This window comes from Tamlana flava (genome assembly GCF_041287255.1).
GTDB lineage: Bacteria > Bacteroidota > Bacteroidia > Flavobacteriales > Flavobacteriaceae > Tamlana > Tamlana flava.
This window is the reverse complement of record NZ_JBGGTX010000004.1, coordinates 517,239-537,878: the sequence shown is the minus strand read 5'-3', so window position 1 is coordinate 537,878 and position 20,640 is coordinate 517,239. Positions and strand designations below refer to the sequence as shown.

At 34.1% G+C, this 20,640-nt stretch carries 24 protein-coding genes; 6 read left to right on the top strand and 18 right to left on the bottom strand.

The features are described 5' to 3' along the window. Positions 1–49: 49 nt before the first annotated feature. The 5 genes from ACB104_RS14150 to mnmE form a co-directional block, all read right to left on the bottom strand. Positions 50–1,186: a FecR family protein gene (locus ACB104_RS14150; RefSeq protein WP_370479745.1), complete on the bottom strand. Its 1,137-nt coding sequence runs from the start codon at positions 1,184–1,186 to the stop codon at positions 50–52. A 123-nt stretch (positions 1,187–1,309) separates the two neighbouring features. Continuing rightward, positions 1,310–1,867, bottom strand: a complete 558-nt coding sequence (locus tag ACB104_RS14145) for an RNA polymerase sigma factor (RefSeq protein ID WP_370479743.1) — start codon at positions 1,865–1,867, stop codon at positions 1,310–1,312. Positions 1,868–2,079: 212 nt separating this feature from the next. After that, positions 2,080–2,847, bottom strand: a complete 768-nt coding sequence (locus ACB104_RS14140; protein WP_370479741.1) for an SOS response-associated peptidase — start codon at positions 2,845–2,847, stop codon at positions 2,080–2,082. 219 nt (positions 2,848–3,066) lie between these two features. Then, positions 3,067–3,324 (bottom strand): hypothetical protein, encoded by a 258-nt coding sequence (locus ACB104_RS14135; protein ID WP_370479739.1) that lies wholly within the window; start codon positions 3,322–3,324, stop codon positions 3,067–3,069. Between the two features lie 206 nt (positions 3,325–3,530). After that, entirely contained in the window at positions 3,531–4,931 is a 1,401-nt protein-coding gene (gene mnmE, locus ACB104_RS14130) for a tRNA uridine-5-carboxymethylaminomethyl(34) synthesis GTPase MnmE (protein WP_370479738.1), read from the bottom strand. Between the two features lie 204 nt (positions 4,932–5,135). Between mnmE and ACB104_RS14125 the strand changes: the two genes are divergently transcribed. Beyond that, positions 5,136–5,564 (top strand): hypothetical protein, encoded by a 429-nt coding sequence (locus ACB104_RS14125; RefSeq protein ID WP_370479736.1) that lies wholly within the window; start codon positions 5,136–5,138, stop codon positions 5,562–5,564. Here ACB104_RS14125 and ACB104_RS14120 read toward each other — a convergent pair. From ACB104_RS14120 to ACB104_RS14075, 10 genes are all read right to left on the bottom strand, one after another. After that, positions 5,556–6,386 (bottom strand): CvfB family protein, encoded by an 831-nt coding sequence (locus tag ACB104_RS14120; protein ID WP_370479734.1) that lies wholly within the window; start codon positions 6,384–6,386, stop codon positions 5,556–5,558. The two genes, ACB104_RS14125 and ACB104_RS14120, sit on opposite strands and share 9 nt — an antisense overlap. A gap of 123 nt (positions 6,387–6,509) precedes the next feature. Then, the gene (locus ACB104_RS14115) at positions 6,510–6,848 is read right to left on the bottom strand and encodes a DUF2853 family protein (RefSeq protein WP_370479733.1); all 339 of its coding nucleotides are present in this window, start codon (positions 6,846–6,848) and stop codon (positions 6,510–6,512) included. Positions 6,849–6,938: 90 nt separating this feature from the next. Continuing rightward, positions 6,939–8,699, bottom strand: a complete 1,761-nt coding sequence (gene menD / locus ACB104_RS14110) for a 2-succinyl-5-enolpyruvyl-6-hydroxy-3-cyclohexene-1-carboxylate synthase (RefSeq protein WP_370479731.1) — start codon at positions 8,697–8,699, stop codon at positions 6,939–6,941. Positions 8,700–8,750: 51 nt separating this feature from the next. Beyond that, on the bottom strand, positions 8,751–9,866 hold the full coding sequence (locus ACB104_RS14105; RefSeq protein ID WP_370479729.1) for a chorismate-binding protein: 1,116 nt from the start codon (positions 9,864–9,866) through the stop codon (positions 8,751–8,753). A 6-nt stretch (positions 9,867–9,872) separates the two neighbouring features. After that, positions 9,873–10,298 carry a hotdog fold thioesterase gene (locus ACB104_RS14100; RefSeq protein ID WP_370479727.1) on the bottom strand — a complete coding sequence of 142 codons (426 nt, stop codon included), beginning with the start codon at positions 10,296–10,298 and terminating at the stop codon, positions 9,873–9,875. Positions 10,299–10,390: 92 nt separating this feature from the next. Then, positions 10,391–11,197, bottom strand: a complete 807-nt coding sequence (locus ACB104_RS14095) for a sensor histidine kinase (protein ID WP_370479725.1) — start codon at positions 11,195–11,197, stop codon at positions 10,391–10,393. After that, positions 11,173–11,895 (bottom strand): hypothetical protein, encoded by a 723-nt coding sequence (locus tag ACB104_RS14090; protein WP_370479724.1) that lies wholly within the window; start codon positions 11,893–11,895, stop codon positions 11,173–11,175. The genes ACB104_RS14095 and ACB104_RS14090 overlap by 25 nt, the downstream gene beginning before the upstream one ends. Positions 11,896–11,906: 11 nt before the next feature. Next, positions 11,907–12,416 (bottom strand): hypothetical protein, encoded by a 510-nt coding sequence (locus ACB104_RS14085; protein WP_370479722.1) that lies wholly within the window; start codon positions 12,414–12,416, stop codon positions 11,907–11,909. 76 nt (positions 12,417–12,492) lie between these two features. Then, entirely contained in the window at positions 12,493–13,119 is a 627-nt protein-coding gene (locus tag ACB104_RS14080; RefSeq protein WP_370479720.1) for a CPBP family glutamic-type intramembrane protease, read from the bottom strand. After that, positions 13,120–13,578, bottom strand: coding sequence for an Lrp/AsnC family transcriptional regulator (locus ACB104_RS14075; protein ID WP_370479719.1), 459 nt, complete (start codon positions 13,576–13,578; stop codon positions 13,120–13,122). It lies immediately after the preceding gene. Between the two features lie 159 nt (positions 13,579–13,737). Between ACB104_RS14075 and ACB104_RS14070 the strand changes: the two genes are divergently transcribed. Next, complete coding sequence (locus tag ACB104_RS14070) at positions 13,738–14,952, top strand: aminotransferase class I/II-fold pyridoxal phosphate-dependent enzyme (protein WP_370479718.1); 1,215 nt, start codon at positions 13,738–13,740, stop codon at positions 14,950–14,952. On the opposite strand, the gene ACB104_RS14065 is transcribed toward ACB104_RS14070, so the two are convergent. After that, on the bottom strand, positions 14,949–15,977 hold the full coding sequence (locus tag ACB104_RS14065) for a metal-dependent hydrolase (protein WP_370479716.1): 1,029 nt from the start codon (positions 15,975–15,977) through the stop codon (positions 14,949–14,951). The two genes, ACB104_RS14070 and ACB104_RS14065, sit on opposite strands and share 4 nt — an antisense overlap. 317 nt (positions 15,978–16,294) lie before the next feature. Here ACB104_RS14065 and ACB104_RS14060 point away from each other — a divergent pair, with 317 nt between their 5' ends. The 3 genes from ACB104_RS14060 to ACB104_RS14050 all read left to right on the top strand — a co-directional run bounded on the left by ACB104_RS14060 (position 16,295) and on the right by ACB104_RS14050 (position 17,564). After that, the gene (locus tag ACB104_RS14060; protein WP_370479714.1) at positions 16,295–16,933 is read left to right on the top strand and encodes a peroxiredoxin; all 639 of its coding nucleotides are present in this window, start codon (positions 16,295–16,297) and stop codon (positions 16,931–16,933) included. 78 nt (positions 16,934–17,011) lie between these two features. Next, complete coding sequence (locus tag ACB104_RS14055) at positions 17,012–17,326, top strand: thioredoxin family protein (protein ID WP_370479713.1); 315 nt, start codon at positions 17,012–17,014, stop codon at positions 17,324–17,326. Continuing rightward, on the top strand, positions 17,307–17,564 hold the full coding sequence (locus tag ACB104_RS14050; RefSeq protein WP_370479711.1) for a DUF6952 family protein: 258 nt from the start codon (positions 17,307–17,309) through the stop codon (positions 17,562–17,564). The genes ACB104_RS14055 and ACB104_RS14050 overlap by 20 nt, the downstream gene beginning before the upstream one ends. A 191-nt stretch (positions 17,565–17,755) precedes the next feature. On the opposite strand, the gene ACB104_RS14045 is transcribed toward ACB104_RS14050, so the two are convergent. Together ACB104_RS14045 and ACB104_RS14040 are read right to left on the bottom strand one after the other, a co-directional pair. Beyond that, entirely contained in the window at positions 17,756–18,331 is a 576-nt protein-coding gene (locus tag ACB104_RS14045; protein WP_370479709.1) for a Crp/Fnr family transcriptional regulator, read from the bottom strand. Between the two features lie 277 nt (positions 18,332–18,608). Then, positions 18,609–19,487 (bottom strand): DUF8428 domain-containing protein, encoded by an 879-nt coding sequence (locus ACB104_RS14040; protein WP_370479708.1) that lies wholly within the window; start codon positions 19,485–19,487, stop codon positions 18,609–18,611. 119 nt (positions 19,488–19,606) lie between these two features. Here ACB104_RS14040 and ACB104_RS14035 point away from each other — a divergent pair, with 119 nt between their 5' ends. Continuing rightward, positions 19,607–20,626, top strand: coding sequence for a formimidoylglutamase (locus ACB104_RS14035; RefSeq protein ID WP_370479706.1), 1,020 nt, complete (start codon positions 19,607–19,609; stop codon positions 20,624–20,626). Positions 20,627–20,640: the final 14 nt, after the last annotated feature.

Here is a 20,640-nt window from a genome sequence, read left to right as displayed (position 1 = left end):
AGTTTTTTTGATTTTAGTTAGTTTATTTAAAGTCTTCCTTTAGGAAATTTTATTCTAAAAATATTTTTTTATCCACTATTTCATACTTATTAATACTACTTGATGTTATAATTGATAAAATTTCCTCAATACTTTGGTGCTTGCTTAAAATTCCTTTGAATTTAATTTGTTCAAGATCCTTATTTTTAAATATAACCTCGACGTCATACCATCTAGATATAACTTTCATAATTTCCTTCAATGGTTTTCCTTTGAAACTAAAAACCCCGTTCTTCCAAGATATCTCAGAATCAACATCAACGATTTCCACGTTCAAAGAGCCATTTAAAGTGTCATAGTTTGATTGTTCATTTGGAGATAAATTTTGTTTTTTTCCATCAATGTCAAGCATAACTCTTCCCTCAACTAAGGTGGTGTAAACATTGTTTTCGTCTTTGTAGGCCTTAATATTGAATTCAGTACCTAAAACCTCAACTTCTTGTGAATTGTTAGTTACTATGAATTTAGAGCCGTTATGCTCGGAACTCGGTGAAACATCAAAATAGGCCTCTCCATATACAAGTTCTACCTGACGGTTCAGCCCTTTTACAAAAGCAACTGGGTACTTTAATTGCGTTTCTGAGTTTAACCAGACTTTTGTACCATCAGATAAAATAACGTAAAACTGGCCTCCTCTTGGTATAGTTAAATAATTATACTTGATTTCTCTCGAACCCGTATCAACTGAATTATATTCAATTTTTTCACCATTACTCACTACCGTTTGAGAATTATAGGAATTACCTTTTTCAAGTTCAACAGAAGACCCGTCATCAAGAGTTAAAATTGCCTTATCCGAACCAGGTAAAATTGGGTTATCTGCTATTACTGGAATTGGAGTTTCATTTAAGGAAGAATTTGAAAATTTATCTTTAAAGAAATAAGTTGTAGTAACTAATCCAACGACAATAGCAGCAGCTGCGTACTTCCAGTACTTTCTTTCTTTCTTTGGTTTATTTAGACTATCTTGAATTTTTAACCAAGCCTTTTCAACATCAATATCATCCAATTTTATTTTGTAATTAGATTTTACAGAAGTGAAAAAATCTTTATGTTTTCTGGACTCGTTAAACCACTTAGAAAAAATAACCTCTTCCTCAGGCGTAAGTTTATTGTTGAGTTTCTTTATTATTAACTTAAATTCCATTTTCTTCTTTTAAGGGCCTTTCTATTAGTGAGACAATTAAAATTCAAAATGGGTGACAAAAAAAGGAAAGAATTTTAAAATTTATTGTGAAAAAATTTATCGAGTTGATAAAAAAGTTAGCTTTTAATGATTGATTTGCAATAAAATTAATAGTGAAGTTACCAATTCGGCAATTTTTAGTTTTGCTCGCTTAAGTTGCGTTTTAACTGTGTTTATAGATATTCCCAACTCATCCGCTATTTCAGAGTACTTATAGTTGTGTAAAAACTTTAACTTTACAACCTTTTGCATTCCTTCTGGAAACGTGTCAACCAATTTTAAAATCTGATGATAAACTATCCTTTTATCTTCTTCCGAAGTTGAATCAAAAACTTGTTCAGTGATTAAATTGATATTAAATTCAAGAAACTCATAATTATCTGTAATCTTAATAGATTTTAAGTAGTTAATACACCTATTTCGAACCATTGTGTATAAATATGCTTTAAGAGACCTTTTCACTTCCAATTTATTGGCATTCTCCCATAAATAAATAAAAACTTCTTGCACAATATCCTCGCTCGAAGGCTGGTCAAAAAGATAACCATTTGCATAAATTACTAACTCCTTATAGTGCTTATTAAAGACGTTTTTAAAAACTCGCCTATTCTGTTTGCTTATCTCTTCTAAAATGAGATTCATATTTATGTCTTAGGGATTGTAACAAATCTATAAAAAAGAATAGAATAACCTTCATATTTAAGTAAGACATGTTTAGTAGGGCAAACCAAATTAAGAGAAAACAATAAGTAATGTTGTGAAATTAGAATTGTAATCAACTATTATTTTATGTATACATATGACCTTAAAACTAACTTGACTGAATTCCTTTTGATGTCCATGGAAATTATAAATTAAAATAAACTATTAAGTTCAGGATATATCACCTCCTTTGAGATTTCCTCAACATTGCCCAAATACTCCTTGCCCCTAAGTTTTGCAACTGTATGGGATGTCAATTCTTCTTCTGGAAACGGCCTTATCAACTCCATAACAGCCTCTTTATCCAAGTCCTCATCAATGGGTGCCAACCACTTATCTTCCTCCTCTTCGGTCAATATCAGTGGCATTCTCGGCCCCTTTAATTTAGGGTTGTTATGTATTCTGGCCATCATGGGGTTGCCTTCAGTGGTAACAATGGTAAATGTGTTCATGATTCCGCCATTACCACGCCTCCATTCCGACCATAGCCCAGCTAAGACAATGGGCTTACCATCCTTCCTATAAATAAAATAGGGATAGGTATTCTTACCGTAATGATGGTGCTCATAAAAACCATCTAGGTAGATTAAACATCTATTATGTTCGGCAGCATATCGAAAGGATGGCTTCTCAAAAATTGTCTCACCCCTAGCATTCAAGGTATTGTTCCAAATCTTCTTAACACCTTCATCATCCTTCACCCAATGCGGCACCAACCCCCAAGTAGCCACCGATGGGAAATCTGGAGACTCATCAGTATAAATAAGCAGTTCTGGATGGCTAAACCCAGAAGCATGGTAGATTGGCAAATCGGTATACGGCACTAACCTTTCCATTATTTCCTCTACTGCACTGGCATCTCCTCTTTGCCTGGCTCTTTTTAACTGCGTCTCTAAATTTGCTTTTATATCGTAACACATCAGCGATTTATTTTATCTTTATAAAGTTATGAATTTTAAAGATTTACAATGGCACATTCCCTCAATTCATGGGCTGTACAATTTAAAGATACAGGATATTGATAAGGGATACCGTATTTCCAAGGGAAAATGGAACGGCTTCGGCTTTGTATTGGCTCAAGGCGAACTAAATCCAAATGAGTATGTCGAGTGCTTTCATTTCTGCGGAATTATCAAAAACTAAATTCTTGAAAATCTAAACATTTCCTCCATCAATAGCTTCGGCTCTATATTACCCGTATTTTCAACCAATTTTCTGTGCTTTTTGAATATCAGCATCTCATATCGCCTATGACCTTCTTTTTTTTGCAAAAAGGACAGTGCGTCAATATAGGACTCCAAATGTACAATGTTCATCATCCGCCTAAACTGGTCATTTGATAGATGGGGCTGTCCTTGCTCTTTTACAATAGTCGAAAAAAAGGATGTATATTTCATATCACAAATTTCACTATATATTGTAGCTTTTGTTGCCTGTATTTGTAGTAATTGGAAAATATTTTCGAAAATCAGATGAGACATACCCCAAATAGGTAAAAGCAGTTTCAATTACGTTAAGAACTCTTCTGACGTGTAAGAATATTATGTATATTTAACAAAATAAATTAATGTAGATAAACTTAATACGTTTATCCAACTGGTGGTTACTTCCCGATGCAAAAATTGGCAAAAATATTCCCCAATAGATCATCATTTGTAATCTCACCTGTTATTTCACCAAAATGGTACAACGCTTGACGAATATCAATGGCCAACAAATCGCCCGACAAACCTGTTTCCAATCCTTCTTTTACTTTTTGTGTTTCTTCAAAAGCCTTCAACAGGGCATCGTAATGGCGGGTATTGGTTACAATGGTTTCGTTGTTACGAAGTGCTCCGGTATTGATTAAATCTAAAAGCGAATGGGTCAATTCTTCTACACCTCTTCCTGTTTTTGCTGAAAGAAATTGAATATCTGGTATTTGGGCTTTCAGATTTGCAACTTCTGAATCATTAATTTTATCCACCTTATTCCCTAAAATAATTAAAGGTTTTTGGGGGTATTTATTTTTTATCTTTTCAATTTCCAGTGCCACGTTGCGTGATTTCAATTTATCATTTGCAATAACATCTACATCAAACAAATAAATGACCACTTGGGCTTGGTCTATTTTTTCAAATGTCTTTTTAATGCCTATACTTTCCACAACATCTTTGGTTTCCCTAATTCCTGCCGTATCTATAAACCTAAAACCAATACCGCCAATGGAAATCTCATCTTCAATGGTATCGCGGGTTGTGCCTGCAATTTCAGAAACAATGGCACGTTCCTCATTTAATAGGGCGTTTAAAAGTGTAGATTTCCCAACATTGGGTTCACCCACAATAGCCACGGGAATACCGTTCTTGATAACATTACCAACGGCAAAAGAATCAATCAAACGTTTTAAAACAAAACTGATACGCTCAATTAATGATTTAAATTCGGTTCTATCAGCAAATTCAACATCTTCCTCCGCAAAATCCAATTCCAATTCAATGAGCGATGCAAAATTTAAAAGTTGTTCGCGCAGTTTAGCAATTTCAGATGAAAAACCCCCTCGCATTTGCTGCATGGCTATTTTATGCGAAGCCTCATTTTCACTAGCAATTAAATCGGCCACGGCTTCAGCTTGACTTAAATCCAATTTGCCATTTAAAAAGGCCCTAAGGGTAAATTCACCAGCGGTAGCCATTCTGCACCCCTTTCTTAAAAACAATTGCATGATTTCCTGTTGGATGTAATTTGAGCCATGGCACGAAATCTCAACAACATCCTCCCCTGTATATGAATTTGGGTTTTTAAAAATGGAAACCAAAACCTCATCTATGGTTTTATCTGCATCAACAATATGGCCCAAATGAATGGTATGGGTTTTTTGGGAAGACAATTTTTTAGCGCTCTTCACAGATTTAAAACATGAATCTGCAATAGCAATAGCCTCGCTTCCAGACAAACGAATTACAGCTATGGCACCTGCACCCGATGGTGTTGCCAAAGCCACTATGGTGTCTTGATCTATCATTTGGCTAAAATACTAAATTTGAAAGGTTAACCGCCATAACATTCTTTACAAAAACTTTATTGGCTAAACCAGAAATCGTAAATGGAATATAGCAATCAAGGAGTTAACAAACATTTAACTTTAATTTACTATGCTTGCATGATATATTTGCAGTCTTATTTAAAATTAACCTCTAGTGCAACGTAGGTATAAATTTGCAACTGAATGAAAATAGCGGAATCTGATTATTCAAATCAAATTTTAAAGTTTGTTAAAAATCATATTGGCAACATTTTTTTCTTTAACCATATTGCCGTTGTAGAACTTAACGAGGGGGTGCATTTTGATATGACCAATTCTTCATCCATTATAGATGAAATTGTTTCTTTCTTTGGTGAAAAAGAGCCTTACGGCGTTATTGCCAATAGAATTAATTCGTACTCAGTAAATTTAATGGACGCTCCATTTTTCAGGACACAAGCAAAAAATATTTGTGCCCATGCTGTTGTTGGTCACGACCTTGCCGGTAAAATGAATGCCGAAATGGAAAATGATTTTTGTGCCTCAGAAAAAGTTGATTATGACAATATTTACGAAGCCATTGCAAATGTTTACAAAAAGGTAACAAGTAAGGGGTACTTTTCTTTAAATTAAATAAATACCATCGGGCTTAAGCTCAACTTTGCGTTGCTTGTATAAGGTTCCTATGGCCTTCTTAAAGTTTTTTTTGCTCATTTGAAGCTCTTCCTTAATGTCTTCTGGTGAAGATTTGTCTGTAAGAGCAAGCTGTCCACCATTATCTTGTAGTGCCTTCAATATACGTTCAGCATTTGGTTCTATGTTTCTGTAGCCTACTTGACCGATGGAAATATCCAATTTGTTACCCGGACGAATCTTTTTAACTATACCCTTTAATTTGTCACCCACACTTAGATCTCTAAAAATATTGTCCTTATAAATTAAACCAGAATGCTTTTTGTTGACTATAACATTCATTCCAATTTCTGAAGGATGAGATACAATTAAATCGACTTCCTCAAAAGGTTTAACAGTAAGATTTTTATTGTCCAAAAAATGATTTGTTTTACTCGAAGCTACAAGTCTGTTGGTTTTTTCGTCTAAATAGCAATACACCAAATACCAACCACCAGGTTTCATTTTAAAAGCTTGTTCCTTAAACGGACAAAAAAGTTCCTTAACCAAGCCCCAGTCTAAAAAAGCCCCGTAATCTGTTACCTGATTGCATCGCAACAATGCAAAATCACCTTTCATAATATAAGGCTTCTCTGTTGTGGCTACTGGCCGTTCTTCGTTATCCAAATAAACAAAAACGTCCATTTTGTCCCAAATTTTAAAACGTTCTGGAACATAGCGATTAGGAAGTAATACCTCTTCATCATCTTTGTCAATTAAATAAACTCCGTGGTCTGTCTCACGAAGAATTTCCATTGTGTTTATTTCCCCTAATTTTATCATGCTGCAAAGGTAGCAATAGCTTGTTTTATAATCATAAGAACCTTAAAATAAATCTTGTTGCTACTTCAATAAAAAGAAAGCGTTACAAAAATGCAACGCTTTAATTATTTTATGCGCTAAAGCCTAATAGGCAGACTCTTTTCCAAAGTGCTTGGTTAAAAGATAATAAACTACTGCTCTGTACTTATTTCGGTTAGACTTACCGTATTTTTCCATTACCGCATCAATACCTTTATCTAAATCCGGACCATCCTTTAAGCCCAATTTTTTAATCAAAAAGTTATTTTTTACGGTTGCTAATTCAGATTCATCTGAACCTGAAACCGTTGATGAATCGGCATTGTAAATTGATGGACCGCAACCAATAGTTACTTTGGTCAATAAATCCATGTCTGCATTAACACCACATTTTTCTTTTAAATCTGCAGCGTACTTAGCAATTAGTTCGTCTCTTTTACTCATAATGATTTCATTTTTAATATTAGTAAATAATTGATAACCAATTTAAAGGTAACCATTTTTTAAGACACAGAAAATATTCACAAGTCACATTTACCTGATGAAATCAAAATAGTTTAGGAGTATTTCGTCATTTAAGCTTTTTGGCGTGAAAATTTCCAATAATTTTGGACTATTGCTTTTTTGGTAAAAGGATTTTAAAGCCAATTTTAGTCTTTCTTCATCGGATACAGATTCATATTTTAAACCATACATCTCACAAAGCGGTTTAGCCGAATATTTATGGGTAGTTTCAAAATAGGTGTCAAAATTCTCCGTGTTTTTATGGCCTGGCAAGATTCTGAAAATACCACCACCTTGATTATTAACCACAATCACCCTAAAATTATTAGGAATATAATTGTTCCAAAGGGCATTACTGTCATACAGGAAACTCAAATCACCCGTAATAAAAACAACCGGTTTCTCACTGACCACTGAACAGCCAATAGCAGTAGAAGTACTTCCCTCTATCCCACTCGTTCCTCTATTACAATAAACATCAAGGCTTTTATCAAGTTTGAATAGCTGCGTGTAACGAATCGCCGAACTATTACCTACTTGCAATATGGAATTATTTGGAATTGACTTTAGCACTTTACTGAATACGCTAAAGTCTGAAAACGGTATTTGTTCCAGATACTCCTTATGCTTTTTTAATCTATATTGCTTGACATCGGTCCATTTGCTTTTATAAGTGCTTTTTACGTAATGGGTAACTTTTGGCAAAAACGCTTCAAAAAATTGGTTTGGGGTAGCCTCAATATGATTCTCTAAACAGAAAAAAGTGTCATAGGCCAATTTTTTATCAATATGCCAGTGGTGTTTTGGTTGAAATCTGCGCAATAATTGTTTTATCTTTTTTGAAACAATCAAGCCACCAAAAGTAACCAATATGTCTGGCTGGAGTTCTTTTTTCTCTTCATCTGTTAAAGGTGCAATCAACTGGTCGATACTCGGGAAAAAACTTGGGTGATGCAAATTTGAAGTGGTTTCGGTAAGGACTATCACGCTATCGTCCTCAGCCAATTCATCCAACCACTTTTTTTCAATTTGATCCGGATAATTAACGCCGACCAATATCATTTTTTTTGTTGCCGAATTCCAGTCCTCAAAACATGATTGAAGTTGGTAGTCTTCAATCTCGGTTTGTTTTTGCGGACTTTCAATTGTTTTTGGGGAAACACTTAATTTTTCAACCGTTTCATATAATGGTTCATCCAAAGGAATGTTGATATGAACAGGCCCTTTTTGGTTTATTGAAATATTTATAGCATTGTTTATTTCTTCCTCATTATGGGTTTGAATGTTCTTTTGTAGCCCCAAAAGTCGTTCAAATTTATCTTCAAGATTTTTTAGAATGGGTAATTCTTCATGCCCTGGCACGTTCTTTTCATCTTTTAAATCGAGCTTTAAATTTGCAGAATATAAAATATGGTTGTCAAAAACATTTTTCTGGTTAATGGTTTGTCCATCACCAATACCAACTAAATGCTTTGGCCTATCGGCGGAAAATACAACTAGAGGAATGTTGCTGTAATAAGCCTCGGAAACAGCCGGATAATAGTTCAACAGCGCACTTCCTGACGTACAAACCACAGCAGTTGGTTTTTGCGCTTTTTGGGCTATGCCCAATGCAAAAAATGCTGCACTTCGCTCGTCCACAACACTGTAGCTATTAAAAAAATAGTCATTTGTGAAACCTAAGGTTAAAGGTGCATTTCTGCTTCCTGGGGAAATTACTATATGCTTGATGCCTTTCAATTTGCATAATTGCACAATGGTTTGAGCCAGTGGAATTTTTGGATAAATCATTTAATTACTTTGATTCACCAAAAATAAGAAATAGACGGGTAAATGAAAGGCTTATAAAACGTTTTTAATCACCAAGGATTTTGCCTCGGTCTCTTCCCATTCCTTTTGAGGATTTGAGCTTTTGGTTATGCCACCACCTACATAAATTATAGCAAGATTGTCTTGAATTTGCATGCAACGCAAATTAACATAAAGCTGCGTACTTTGTTTTGAAAAGGCATAGGCTCTGTTCTCAATATTTCTTCTTCCAGAACGCGGTTTAATTGTTGTATCCAGATTAAGTTCGCCCAAATAACCTGTATAAAAACCACGGTGGTAATTTTCATGCTTTAAAATGAATTTCTTTGCAATATCCTTTGGCAAACCACAAACCGCTGGTGTTGGGTGAAGTGCATCAATTATTTCTTTTAACGAAATACCATTTTTCAACTGTGCACTAATCATGGTCCGCAAATGCACCAGGTTTCCAGCCTTTACAGACTCAACATCAGAGACATTAAAACTTTCAACCGAAGGTTTTAGGTTCTCTAAAATAAAATCGGTTACATATTGCTGTTCCTGTTTCTCCTTGTCCTGCCAAAGCACATTCAACGAACCTTCATATTTTTGGGTTCCGGCCAATGCCATGATGGAGAATTGCCTACCTTCAATTTTAATCAATGTTTCTGGTGTTGCGCCCAACCACATACCTATTTTAGGATGATACCAGCAATACACAAACGCCGATTTATAGTTACTTAAAAGTCTTCTGAAAATTTCAATGGGATTGCTTTCTTTGAGTTGAACGGTTTCTTTTCTGGAAAGCACCACTTTTTTGAATTTGTCTTCAGAAATGGCTTCAATACCCTTTTTTACAAGGTTGACATGGTTTTCTTTTCCATTTTCTTCAGAAGATGGTTTTGCTTCCCGTGCCTCAACGTCCACTGTTGGGACGGATGAAACATCAATAATTTCTGAATGTTCTTTCGGAATTAAAATTGAAGGTTCGATATCATCAAAGGGCGAAAAAACAAATCCTTTTTGCGTAAAATCTTCAATCAAATATAAATCATGCGTTTTTTGAAGCATCGCCTTAACGTCTTCCCTGTTGGGCTTTCTGTAAACGACAAAAGGCAATTGCTTTTTGTATTGAGTTGAAACAAACTCGAAAAAATCCTTAGAAGTCATTAATGTTTATTTCGATTTTGGAAGGGCTACGGTGGTTAATTTGCATAGTGATATTAGGTTATCGGCTTCGTCGGTAACCCGTATATCAAAAATTTGGGTTGTTCTTCCCTTGTGGACAATCTTGGCCCTTGCAAATACAAAACCAGCTTTAACACTTTTTACATGATTGGCGGAAATTTCTATACCCCGAACAAAAACATCATTTAAATTGAAAAGTAGTTCGGCTGCAAAACTACCAACCGTTTCTGCCAAAGCCACTGTTGCACCACCATGAAGCACGCCATCGGGCTGATGTACTCTAGAGTTTACGGGCATTTTAGCAATAAGGAAGTCGTCACCAAAATCCACAAACTCAATTTGTAAAGTTTCCAATAATGTATTTTTACTGATGACCTTTGTTCTTGCCAAAAATTCTTCCTTTGTTATTTGCATGAGCTTTGTAAATTAAAAGTGTGTAAAATTACAAAACGCAAATAAAACCAACTTAAAAACCCAAAAGAAAATGCCTTTATGTTTTATTGAAATTATGAATTGACTAATGGGTATATAAGCAATAACTTTACACCTTCATTGGGTTGCGAAGTTAAATCCAATTCAGCTTTGATCAATGATGCCCTACTTTTCATGTTAATAAGTCCCGAGCCTTTTTCTATATCATTAACATCAAAGCCTTTGCCATCATCTATTGCCTTAATCAACAATAAATTAGGTTGGTAATCTAAAGTGACCTCAATATTTTTTGCTTCGGAATATTTAACCGAATTTGATAAAAACTCCTGAAGAATCCGAAAAAGTATAATTTCATGATTCCTCTGTGAAAAATCAACTTTCTCTCCAATAATCTTAAGTTCGGCTGATTCAAATTTCATCTTTTTAAGGCGATTCAACTCGTTTGTTATTGATTTTTCAAAACCATTGTTTAAAACCACTTCGTTGTTCAAGGTTTTTGAAAGCGCCCTAACTTCAGCTAAACCTTCCTTTAAGGCATCCGAGGTGTCTTTAAATTTCTCTTTGATATCCTCAGTCATTTGCATTTTTAAAATACTTAATTGCATATTGGCAAACGACAATAATTGCCCCACGTTATCATGCAGTTCCCAACCAATATTTTTTAAGGTTTGCTCTTGGGTTTCGGTTTGCGCGAGAGCAATTTCTGCTTCGAATGCCCTTTGCTGCTCCATTTTTTCTTGTAGTAATTTGTTCTTTCGCTTTAAAAAGACAATAAAAAAAATGACCACCAAAGCAGTTACAATCACCAAAACGGCAATCATATAAATCAACAAATAGCGTTCTGAAGCCGTGCTGGCTAATCGTTCTCCGGTTTGCACCATAAAAAGGAAAAAGTATAAGTTAAATACATAAAAATATTGGCAAATAAAAAAACCAATCTTCTTAATTTATAAAAGTTTAAATCGTTAGGTGGTTTTCCAACTTCGTAGGTATAATATACATCGTAAAATGTTATTGGCGTAATGATTAACCACCAAATAAAAATTGTGGCAGTTATGTAAAAGTATATTGATTTATAGAATACCAAGATTTTATCACTAGATAAAATTTCCATAAAATAAAATACCGAACACATAAAAACAATGACCGCCCCCAACAAATCCAGAACTTTAAAAAATTGAAAAAAGAAGCGTTCCCAATTCAACCCTATATAAACAATTGAAAAAATCAAATACGAATAACCTGTTATTTTTATAATGTTACGGAATAAGGATGTTTTTAAAATTTTATAATAAAAAAAACAAAGGAATACAATTGCCCCAACATCCCAATACAGTGTAGACCACCAATGGTTCTTTTCAAACTTGGTGCCTATCAAAAACCGTAGCGCCCGATTGGGGTTCACAAAATAAGTATAATAACATAGAGTATCTGAAATGGCAACAATAACCAAAAACCAAATGAAATATTTTACAACGGAATTTCTATATTTTTTATAACAAAACAACCCCATAATAGCAGCCAAAAACTCTAAGGTGTGGGTTGAAAATGAATAATGCCTTAAAAGAAACTCTATCACAAAACCTGTTATTAATAATCTCCTGAACCTCCACTTCCTTGATTTAATGGGGGTGTTGGAAGATTACCATTGCCTTGTACAAAGTTTAATTTTAAGCTACTGGCGGTTGAATTGTTTTTCTTGCCTGTAGGCACAATAAACATGGTGGTTAAATCTTTTTTGCTCTGCCCAGCATTTTGACCATAAACTCCAAGATAAACCCTTATTCCAGTCATATCATACCCTATACTATCAGAATAATGTTTTGCGTAACCTAAATAATCTTCAACATCTTTTAAATCCCAATAAACCGAACGGTCATCTTTATCCCTTCCTTGCTTTTTCGCTGCAGAATCGACCGCTGCTTGTCTATATTTTGTCCAGTTATCATTTAACGATTTAGCTTCGGCAACTGAAATTACACCTTTAGGCTTAACAATTTTGGTTTCGAGAGTCGGCAACTCACAATTTCTTGGACAAAAATAATAGGTCAACACAGCTCCTATAATAAATCCTAAAATAATGTAACCCAATTTTTTCATAATGTATAGTTTAATGGTTAAGAATAGCTGGCCTAAAATAATAAAAAGATTTCATTATGTAAGATTTATATAAACATCATGTTGGAAATCCCAACATAGCACCCATGCCAACCGTAAACAACCAACTGCCATATAAAGCATGCTCAATTGACACTAAAAACGTTGATTTTGTTCTATGGAACGTATAGGCAAAAAGCACTCCCCCTAAAAATGTTAAAACAATCACTAAAACATTTCTAAAAAACAGATGTCCTAAAGAAAACATTATGGCATTTATAAAAACCAACACCTTTTCATTCTTAAAAAAATGACTGTACCGTTTAAAGAAAAATGTTCTATAAATCAATTCTTGAGGATAAACTGAAAATATACTATAAACAAATAGCAACAAAAACCATAAGAAAGGTTTATGAACTAGGACAGAAAAAAGAGCATTTGGTTGTGTTAGCCAAACAAGTAATGTAGTAACAACTCCAACCAAAATTAATTTTAAACATGTTTCTTTCCAAAATCGTGGCCAATCAATGGCTTTTGAAATTTCAAATTTTTCGTTTTCAACTTTTAGCAAAACAAACAAAACATAAAGAAACCCTAAAAACCCAACAGCTAATTTCAAATAATGCGGATAATCAAAAACGAAGCTAACCGGAACTAAAATAAAGGCAACCAGAAACTCTAATATTTTAAAACCGTTTGACTGCATTTAAAAATCGATAACAGTGGTGTTTTTAACAGCATTGATTACAAACATGCTGTGGGTACTCCCGATATGATTGATTGTGGTCAATTTTTTTACCATAAATTCCCTAAAAGCAGCCATATCTTTAACCAATACTTTCAAAAGGTAATCGTAGTCCCCACTAATATGATAACATTCAAGCACTTCCTTTAAACTTTTTACTTCCTTCTCAAAACTAACCACAAATTCTTGACTGTGTTGCAATAGTTTCACATGGCAAAAAACCATGAAGTTTTTATCGATTTTTTCCTTGTTAAGCAAAACGGTATAGCCATCAATATAGCCTTCCTTTTCAAGTTTTTTAATCCTTTCATAAACCGCTGTAACAGAAAGGTCTAATTTATTGGCCAGTTCTTTGTTTGTTTGCTTACTATCTGATTGTAAATAATCTAGTAACTTTTTATCTGATGCATCAAATATCATGGGTGAAAAATTTTCATCACGAAACTACTTATTCTTATAAATATAGAAATATTTTCTTAATTTATTTTTTTAAACAGTTTTATATTCTACTAATACAAATAATAATTGCAAATATTTCTATAAGTAATTAAATTTATTAAAACTTAAAACAAAACAATTATGCCCTTTAAACCTGCAAACAATATTCAAGATTTACAATATTTTGGAGAATTTGGAGGTGTCAATCCTTCTATTTCCGACTCTTCAACATACACATTTTTGTCTGCTAAAACCATGTTTGACACATTTGAAGGCAATGCAGACGGTTGCTACTTGTACTCCCGACACTCTTCACCTTCCAACTTATATTTGGGACAAGCCTTGGCGGCTATGGAAAACACCGAAACAGCTAATGTGTCTGCTTCTGGCATGGGGGCCATTACTGCTGTGATATTACAATTATGTGGTGCCGATGACCATATCATTTCTAGCCGGACCATTTATGGTGGAACTTATGCGTTCTTTAAGAATTTCACGCCCCGTTTCAATATTAAAACAACGTTTGTTGATATCACAGATTTAAAACGAGTTGAAGCCGCGATTACAAAACAAACCAAAATTTTGTACTGCGAATCCGTTAGTAACCCCCTTTTGGAAGTTGCTGATATTCAGGCATTGGCTAAGATTGCAAAAAAACATCATTTAAAATTGGTGGTTGATAACACTTTTTCACCTTTATCTATATCACCTGCTGTTTTAGGGGCTGATGTTGTTATTCATAGTCTAACAAAATTCATAAATGGCTCTAGCGACACGGTTGGCGGTGTGGTTTGTGGCTCCCAGACTTTTATTAATGAACTGCGCAATGTTAATGACGGCGCTTCAATGCTTTTGGGTTCTACCATGGACAGCTTGAGAGCCGCATCCATTTTAAAAAACCTAAGAACCTTGCACATTAGAATGCAGCAGCACAGCAAAAATGCCTTGTTTTTAGCTGAAAAGTTTGAAGCCGATGGTTTGAAAACGGTTTACCCTGGATTAAAATCACATCCATCACATGTGCTTTTCAAAAAAATGATGAACCCTGAATATGGCTTTGGTGGTATGCTAACCATTGATGTTGGCTCTTTGGAGAAGGCCAATGAACTCATGGAGCTCATGCAAAACAGAAATCTAGGCTATTTGGCCGTTAGCCTTGGGTTTTACAAAACCCTGTTTAGCGCTCCTGGAACATCCACATCTTCTGAAATCCCAGAAAACGAGCAAAAAGAAATGGGATTAAGTGATGGATTGATTCGATTTTCTATTGGATTGGACGCAGATATTGAACGCACCTACCAAATGATGCATGAATGTATGGTTGAGCTAAACATTTTCGAAAAAGTATTGGCTTAATTTTGTTTTCCTTTGATACGCCGCCAAAAGACTGACAAATCTTCACTAGACGGTGGTTTTCCTTCAAATGGGAGTATGTTCCAGCGGCCTTCATCTTTATAAATGGTAAAACTAAATATTGAAGAATTGGGGTCTTCAGCATTTAGTAATGGGTATCGTAAATCATTGTATCTATATTGGCCAACCGAATCTAAAGGAACAATATTATAATACCCATTACTGAACCAAGACAATGTTTTTATGTCCCTGTTTACCAGTGGCACGAGTTCATGATTTTTTGTTAATTGCTTCCAATCTGAAAATTGATTGCTTTTATCCAATAACGAGTAAAAAGCCACATGATAGGAATCTTCTCCTTCGGCTATGCCATACCATAAAATATTGTTGAAAATTGATGGCTGTGTCTGGAATCGACTAAAAGAAATCTTATTTTCTTGCAGGGATTTTTTAAAAACAAGATTCACATAAACCTTATTGACCAAGGTTAAAAGCATGTAAATAGAACTAATGACAATTCCCGTTTTATTCCAAAATTTTCGCTTTGCATTTGTTCGTCTAAAAAACATAATAACAATCAAACACAGTAAAAATGGCATGGTATAAATAGGGTCTACAACAGCTATATTATTAATGGCAACACGATAATTGGAAAAAGGCAGAAACAATTGTGTGCCGTAGGGTGTAAAGCTATCTAAAAGTGGATGGGTAAAAATGGACAAAAAAAACAACCAAATCCAATCTTTTCTGGAGGTACTTCCTTTTCGTTTTCGAGTATTGTATAGCCAAAAAACCAAATAGCCCAAAACAAAAGCTGCCAAAACCGCAAACACCAACGAATGCATAAACCCTCTATGGAATGCCATGGAATCTATTTCATTTTGAAACAACCAACTTCCAACAAAAACATCCAAATCTGGAATGGTGCCCCCAATAGAACCAAAAAGTAGCGCTTTATTACCAATCTTTTTACCCAAAGCCACTTCGCCACAGGCCGCTCCCAAAACAATTTGAGTCAATGAATCCATTTAAGAACAAAATTTGAAATACAAATGTACACAACTCTTCGCTCTCAACGCTTGATTAAAATTCGCTGCTTTTAATCAATGAAAAATAAAATCTCTTAAACAAAATTATTGCCGTTTGCTTTTCAATGTTGTGAAGTCGATAATTTCCGATACAATATTTTGAGCAATTCATAAAATAAAGCATGGTTTTTTCAACCGATATTTAAACGCTATTGCTTCATAAGATTTTATAATTGCATTCTATTTTTGAAGGTATTTTATAGTGATAATTTTGTTTCAGAATTAATTTAATAATCAAACTTTAAAAACAGAATTATATGGCATTAGTAGGAAAAAAATTTCCGGATTTAAATGTTGACGCAATGAATGAAATGGGTGACACCTTTAAAATAAACGTTCTAGAAACAGCAATAGACAATAAGAAAAAAGTGGTATTGTTTTGGTATCCAAAAGATTTCACTTTTGTTTGTCCAACCGAATTACACGCATTTCAAGCAGCTTTACCAGAATTTGAAAGACGGAATACTATTGTAATAGGCGCTTCTTGTGATACTCCAGAAGTGCATTTTGCATGGCTAAGCACCCCAAAACAAAATGGAGGCATTGAAGGTGTAACCTACCCAATTCTTGCGGATAGCAACAGAAACCTTTCTAAAATTCTTGGCATTTTAGACATCACAAATGAAACTTTTGATGAGGCAACGGGTACAGTATTATTAGAGGGTGATAACGTAACGTACAGAGCTACCTATATTATTGATGAAAAAGGTATTGTGCAACACGAAAGCATCAACAACATGCCTTTAGGAAGAAACGTAAACGAGTACCTTCGTTTGGTTGACGCTTTAACGCATGTCCAAGAAAAAGGTGAAGTTTGTCCAGCCAACTGGGAAGAAGGTAAAGATGCGATGAATGCCAATGCAAAGGAAACTGCCTCTTATTTGGCAACTCACTAATTAAAAAACAATTTACCGAACACAGTGAATATTTTTAAATTATTCACCGTGTTCAGCATCCTAAAAAATTAAAAATATATGGTTCAAGAATTAGAACAAGATAGCTTGGAAGAAATCATTGCCAACAACAGGAACGTTGTGGTACAATATTCTGCAACATGGTGTGGAAATTGCAGGATAATGAAACCCAAATTTAAAAAACTGGCCTCTGAAAACGAAGGCATTTCCTTTGTTGTGGCCGATGCTGAAAAATTTCCAAACTCAAGAAAATTGGCTTCAGTAGATAATTTGCCAACCTTTGCCACATTTAAAAATGGTGCATTTGTTAACCAAGTTCAGACCAACAAGTTTGATGTTTTAAAGGAATTAGTAAATGAAATTACCAGTAATTAAACACTTAACCCAATTCATTGAAGATAATGATGAAGATTTCGTAATTGAAACCATTGAAACATTGGAGGGTCTTACCGAAATATCATCATTGAAGGATGAAGAATTAGATGTTATTGGCGAACTGATTTCAAATATGTACGGTGCTTTGGAAGTCAATAAAATGACCAAGGATGGCACACCAAAAAAGGAAGCATTAAACAACTTCATGTCACGGGTTTTAGGCTCTATTGATAGCTAAGAGCCTGGCTTCAAAGCAATCAGAAAAAACTTGACGGCATTTAACGTCAAGAAAACCAATTAAAAAACAGATGAAAAATACTTTCATCTGTTTTCTTGGTTGGTTAGCTATCAATCCTTCTACGTGTTTATTGTATTAAAGGAAATCAAGTCAAAGATATAGTTTAGCTTATTATAATTAAATAACAAATGTTAATGAGCTCTTGTTTTTTTTCGTATCCTGCTTAATTGCACAGGCGTAATGCCAAGATAAGAAGCAATATGATACTGTGAAATCAAATCATCAATATTAGGATTTTGCTTCCTCAATTCTAAATAGCGCCCAGTAGCATCCAACGAAATCAAATCCACCAATCGCTTTTCATATTGCATGTAAACCTTTTCTAAAACTCTACTGTACAAAGTTTTTAATGCATTGCTTCTCTTGTGCAACTCCATGAGTTTATAGTAATCTATTTCAAACGCTTCAATGTCGGTAATGGATTCAAAAACAAATGCAGAAGGTGTTCTTTTTACCAAAGCCGTTAAAGACCCCATAAAAGCAGTAGCTATGTAAAAACTTTTGTTGAACTCCTTGCCTGATTCTGTACATAAGTAACATCGAACAACACCAGAAACAATAAGATACACTTTGGTGGGCACTTCGTGTAATTTAACTATTTGTGTGCCTGAGGGAATTCTTCTAAAAACACTGATACTTTGAAGTTCCTTAAAAAGTTCTTCGGAAACTTCCCCAATGGAATTTAAAAAATTGAAATTACTATTCATTAACAAAATCGGGTTGGGTTGGTTGATAAAAGCAATCACAAGATTATAGAATTGTTAATCAAAACAAACTTTTCTAGGAAAAATAATAATGGAATACTTTAGGCGTTCAAAAATAATATCTTTTTACGTTCTTTTTACAAATTATATGCAATTTACATAAATACTAGTTTAGTTGTACATACAACAGTGATTAACCACAATAAAATGGATACATAAAAAAAGCTCCAAACAGTTGTTTGGAGCTTTTGGGATAAAGTATAAACTTTATAATTGTTTCTTATTTTAAAGTAAACTCTGAAGTAGACACTAGGTCTTTCTCATTAAATACATTTACTACATAACGTCCTTTTTCAAAATCACCATTTCCAGTAACAAATTCGCAAACGTTAAGACTAGCATTTTCATAATTGAATTTACTAATTATACTGTAATTTAATGTTTTTTCACCAAATTGAATTTGCTCATTTAAACCTAAAGTATTGTTCTTAGGGTCAATAACTTGAACATAAAGCTCTTCGTCACCAGCTGGAACCAACGGATTTTTAGCAACAGTAAAGCAAACTCTAATTTTATCTGTTCTACCTGCTCTTTCAGTTGGTATTAATTTACCTGAAGTTCTTTCAATTACACCAAAACCTTTAAGGCCAACAGCACCTAAAATTGAAGCGTTTTCAACAACTTCAGCCAAAGCATTGTTTTGTACCAATAATGAATCTGTAAAAATTGTGCGCTCTTCCAAACGTACACGCGTGCTGTCCAAAGAAGTTGCCAAATAAGAGTTTTCGACTCTCAAAGAATCATTTTGAGCCAATAGCACGTCCATTTCTTCTTGAAGTGACATGTATTTTTTCTTGTATCTCCACAAACTTTTTACGTTTGTTTCAGAAATTTTCAAAGAATCTATAAGACCTTGTATTCTAGCTCTGGCCTCAACCAAGTTTGCGTTAGCTATTTCATTTTCACCTATAGCTTCATCATATTGTTTTGCCATAGCGTTCAAATCATTCATAACCAGCTGCTTTTCTTCAGTTAGCTCTTTTTGGGTCTCATTACTTTTCTTGTACAAATTCATGGTATAAAAACCAGTACCTAAAAATAAAACTAGTGCAATACCCAATGCAACTTTAAGCCCAGTGTTACTTTTGTTATTTTCCATAATTGTTGTTTTAATGTGTGTTAAGGTTAAATTTCTTGATTTTTGTTTAATCTATATTTTTATAATGCTACAAACAAATAATGATGTATTTTTAATAATCATAACTCATTTGCTTTCTAATGGATAAACTAGTTTTATTTAACAATAATACGCGTAACAAATTATTAAACAAACGCTCAGGTGAATCCAAATTTGGTCAAAACGTTCAAATATTAACCAGCATTTCACATATATACGAACAACTTAATAATTTGGATGTTACACATGTAATTTTAGGTTTGCCAGAAGATGTTGGCGTATTTGCAAACCATGGAAATATTGGCACCTCAAAAGCTTGGGAGGCCACCATTAAAGTCTTGTTAAACATCCAAAACAATGAATTTACCCATCCGGATAAAGTACTAATATTGGGGCACTTAGACTTTTCAGAAGAGCTATCTGAAATGTCAAAATTAAAACCAACCAGAAAAAAAGATATTTTGAAGGCTAGAAAATTGGTCGAAAATATTGATAGCCATGTTTCACATATTATTCACCAAATTTTAGCAGCTCGCAAAAAACCAATCATAATTGGTGGCGGGCATAACAACGCCTATGGCAATATTAAAGGTAGTAGTTTAGCGCTTAATACTCCTATAAATGCTGTGAACTTTGATGCGCATTCCGATTTTAGATCTGAAGAAGGACGCCATAGTGGCAATGGATTCAGTTACGCTTTCGCGGAAGGATTTTTGGAGAATTATTTTGCTTTCGGATTACATGAAAATTATACTTCCGAAAAGATTTTTAAAATGCTTGACAAATCAAAGAACATAAGCTACAATACTTTTGAAACTCTAGAAATCAGGAACGAATTGAAATTCAAGAACGAATTGAAAGTAGCTTTGGAGCATGTTTCCAATAATTATTTTGGAATAGAAATAGACTGCGATGCTATTGAAAACATACCTAGCAGTGCCATGACGCCAAGTGGCTTTTCTTCTAACCAAGCAAGGACATTTGTCCATCATTTCGGGCAACATAAAAATGCCCTTTATTTACATATTTGTGAAGCGGCACCAACAAAAAAAACAGCTACTAAAGTTGGAAAGCTTATTACTTATCTAATTACTGATTTTATTAGAGCGCAAAGTGAATAAAATTGAACACGATC

Bases quoted from the DNA above. Each gene is read 5' to 3' on its own strand.
- ACB104_RS14150 (WP_370479745.1), bottom strand. From the start codon at position 1,186: ATGGAATTTAAGTTAATAATAAAGAAACTCAACAATAAACTTACGCCT.
- ACB104_RS14145 (WP_370479743.1), bottom strand. From the start codon at position 1,867: ATGAATCTCATTTTAGAAGAGATAAGCAAACAGAATAGGCGAGTTTTT.
- ACB104_RS14140 (WP_370479741.1), bottom strand. From the start codon at position 2,847: ATGTGTTACGATATAAAAGCAAATTTAGAGACGCAGTTAAAAAGAGCC.
- ACB104_RS14135 (WP_370479739.1), bottom strand. From the start codon at position 3,324: ATGAAATATACATCCTTTTTTTCGACTATTGTAAAAGAGCAAGGACAG.
- mnmE (WP_370479738.1), bottom strand. From the start codon at position 4,931: ATGATAGATCAAGACACCATAGTGGCTTTGGCAACACCATCGGGTGCA.
- ACB104_RS14125 (WP_370479736.1), top strand. From the start codon at position 5,136: ATGAAAATAGCGGAATCTGATTATTCAAATCAAATTTTAAAGTTTGTT.
- ACB104_RS14120 (WP_370479734.1), bottom strand. From the start codon at position 6,386: ATGATAAAATTAGGGGAAATAAACACAATGGAAATTCTTCGTGAGACA.
- ACB104_RS14115 (WP_370479733.1), bottom strand. From the start codon at position 6,848: ATGAGTAAAAGAGACGAACTAATTGCTAAGTACGCTGCAGATTTAAAA.
- menD (WP_370479731.1), bottom strand. From the start codon at position 8,699: ATGATTTATCCAAAAATTCCACTGGCTCAAACCATTGTGCAATTATGC.
- ACB104_RS14105 (WP_370479729.1), bottom strand. From the start codon at position 9,866: ATGACTTCTAAGGATTTTTTCGAGTTTGTTTCAACTCAATACAAAAAG.
- ACB104_RS14100 (WP_370479727.1), bottom strand. From the start codon at position 10,298: ATGCAAATAACAAAGGAAGAATTTTTGGCAAGAACAAAGGTCATCAGT.
- ACB104_RS14095 (WP_370479725.1), bottom strand. From the start codon at position 11,197: ATGGTGCAAACCGGAGAACGATTAGCCAGCACGGCTTCAGAACGCTAT.
- ACB104_RS14085 (WP_370479722.1), bottom strand. From the start codon at position 12,416: ATGAAAAAATTGGGTTACATTATTTTAGGATTTATTATAGGAGCTGTG.
- ACB104_RS14080 (WP_370479720.1), bottom strand. From the start codon at position 13,119: ATGCAGTCAAACGGTTTTAAAATATTAGAGTTTCTGGTTGCCTTTATT.
- ACB104_RS14075 (WP_370479719.1), bottom strand. From the start codon at position 13,578: ATGATATTTGATGCATCAGATAAAAAGTTACTAGATTATTTACAATCA.
- ACB104_RS14070 (WP_370479718.1), top strand. From the start codon at position 13,738: ATGCCCTTTAAACCTGCAAACAATATTCAAGATTTACAATATTTTGGA.
- ACB104_RS14065 (WP_370479716.1), bottom strand. From the start codon at position 15,977: ATGGATTCATTGACTCAAATTGTTTTGGGAGCGGCCTGTGGCGAAGTG.
- ACB104_RS14060 (WP_370479714.1), top strand. From the start codon at position 16,295: ATGGCATTAGTAGGAAAAAAATTTCCGGATTTAAATGTTGACGCAATG.
- ACB104_RS14055 (WP_370479713.1), top strand. From the start codon at position 17,012: ATGGTTCAAGAATTAGAACAAGATAGCTTGGAAGAAATCATTGCCAAC.
- ACB104_RS14050 (WP_370479711.1), top strand. From the start codon at position 17,307: ATGAAATTACCAGTAATTAAACACTTAACCCAATTCATTGAAGATAAT.
- ACB104_RS14045 (WP_370479709.1), bottom strand. From the start codon at position 18,331: ATGAATAGTAATTTCAATTTTTTAAATTCCATTGGGGAAGTTTCCGAA.
- ACB104_RS14040 (WP_370479708.1), bottom strand. From the start codon at position 19,487: ATGGAAAATAACAAAAGTAACACTGGGCTTAAAGTTGCATTGGGTATT.
- ACB104_RS14035 (WP_370479706.1), top strand. From the start codon at position 19,607: ATGGATAAACTAGTTTTATTTAACAATAATACGCGTAACAAATTATTA.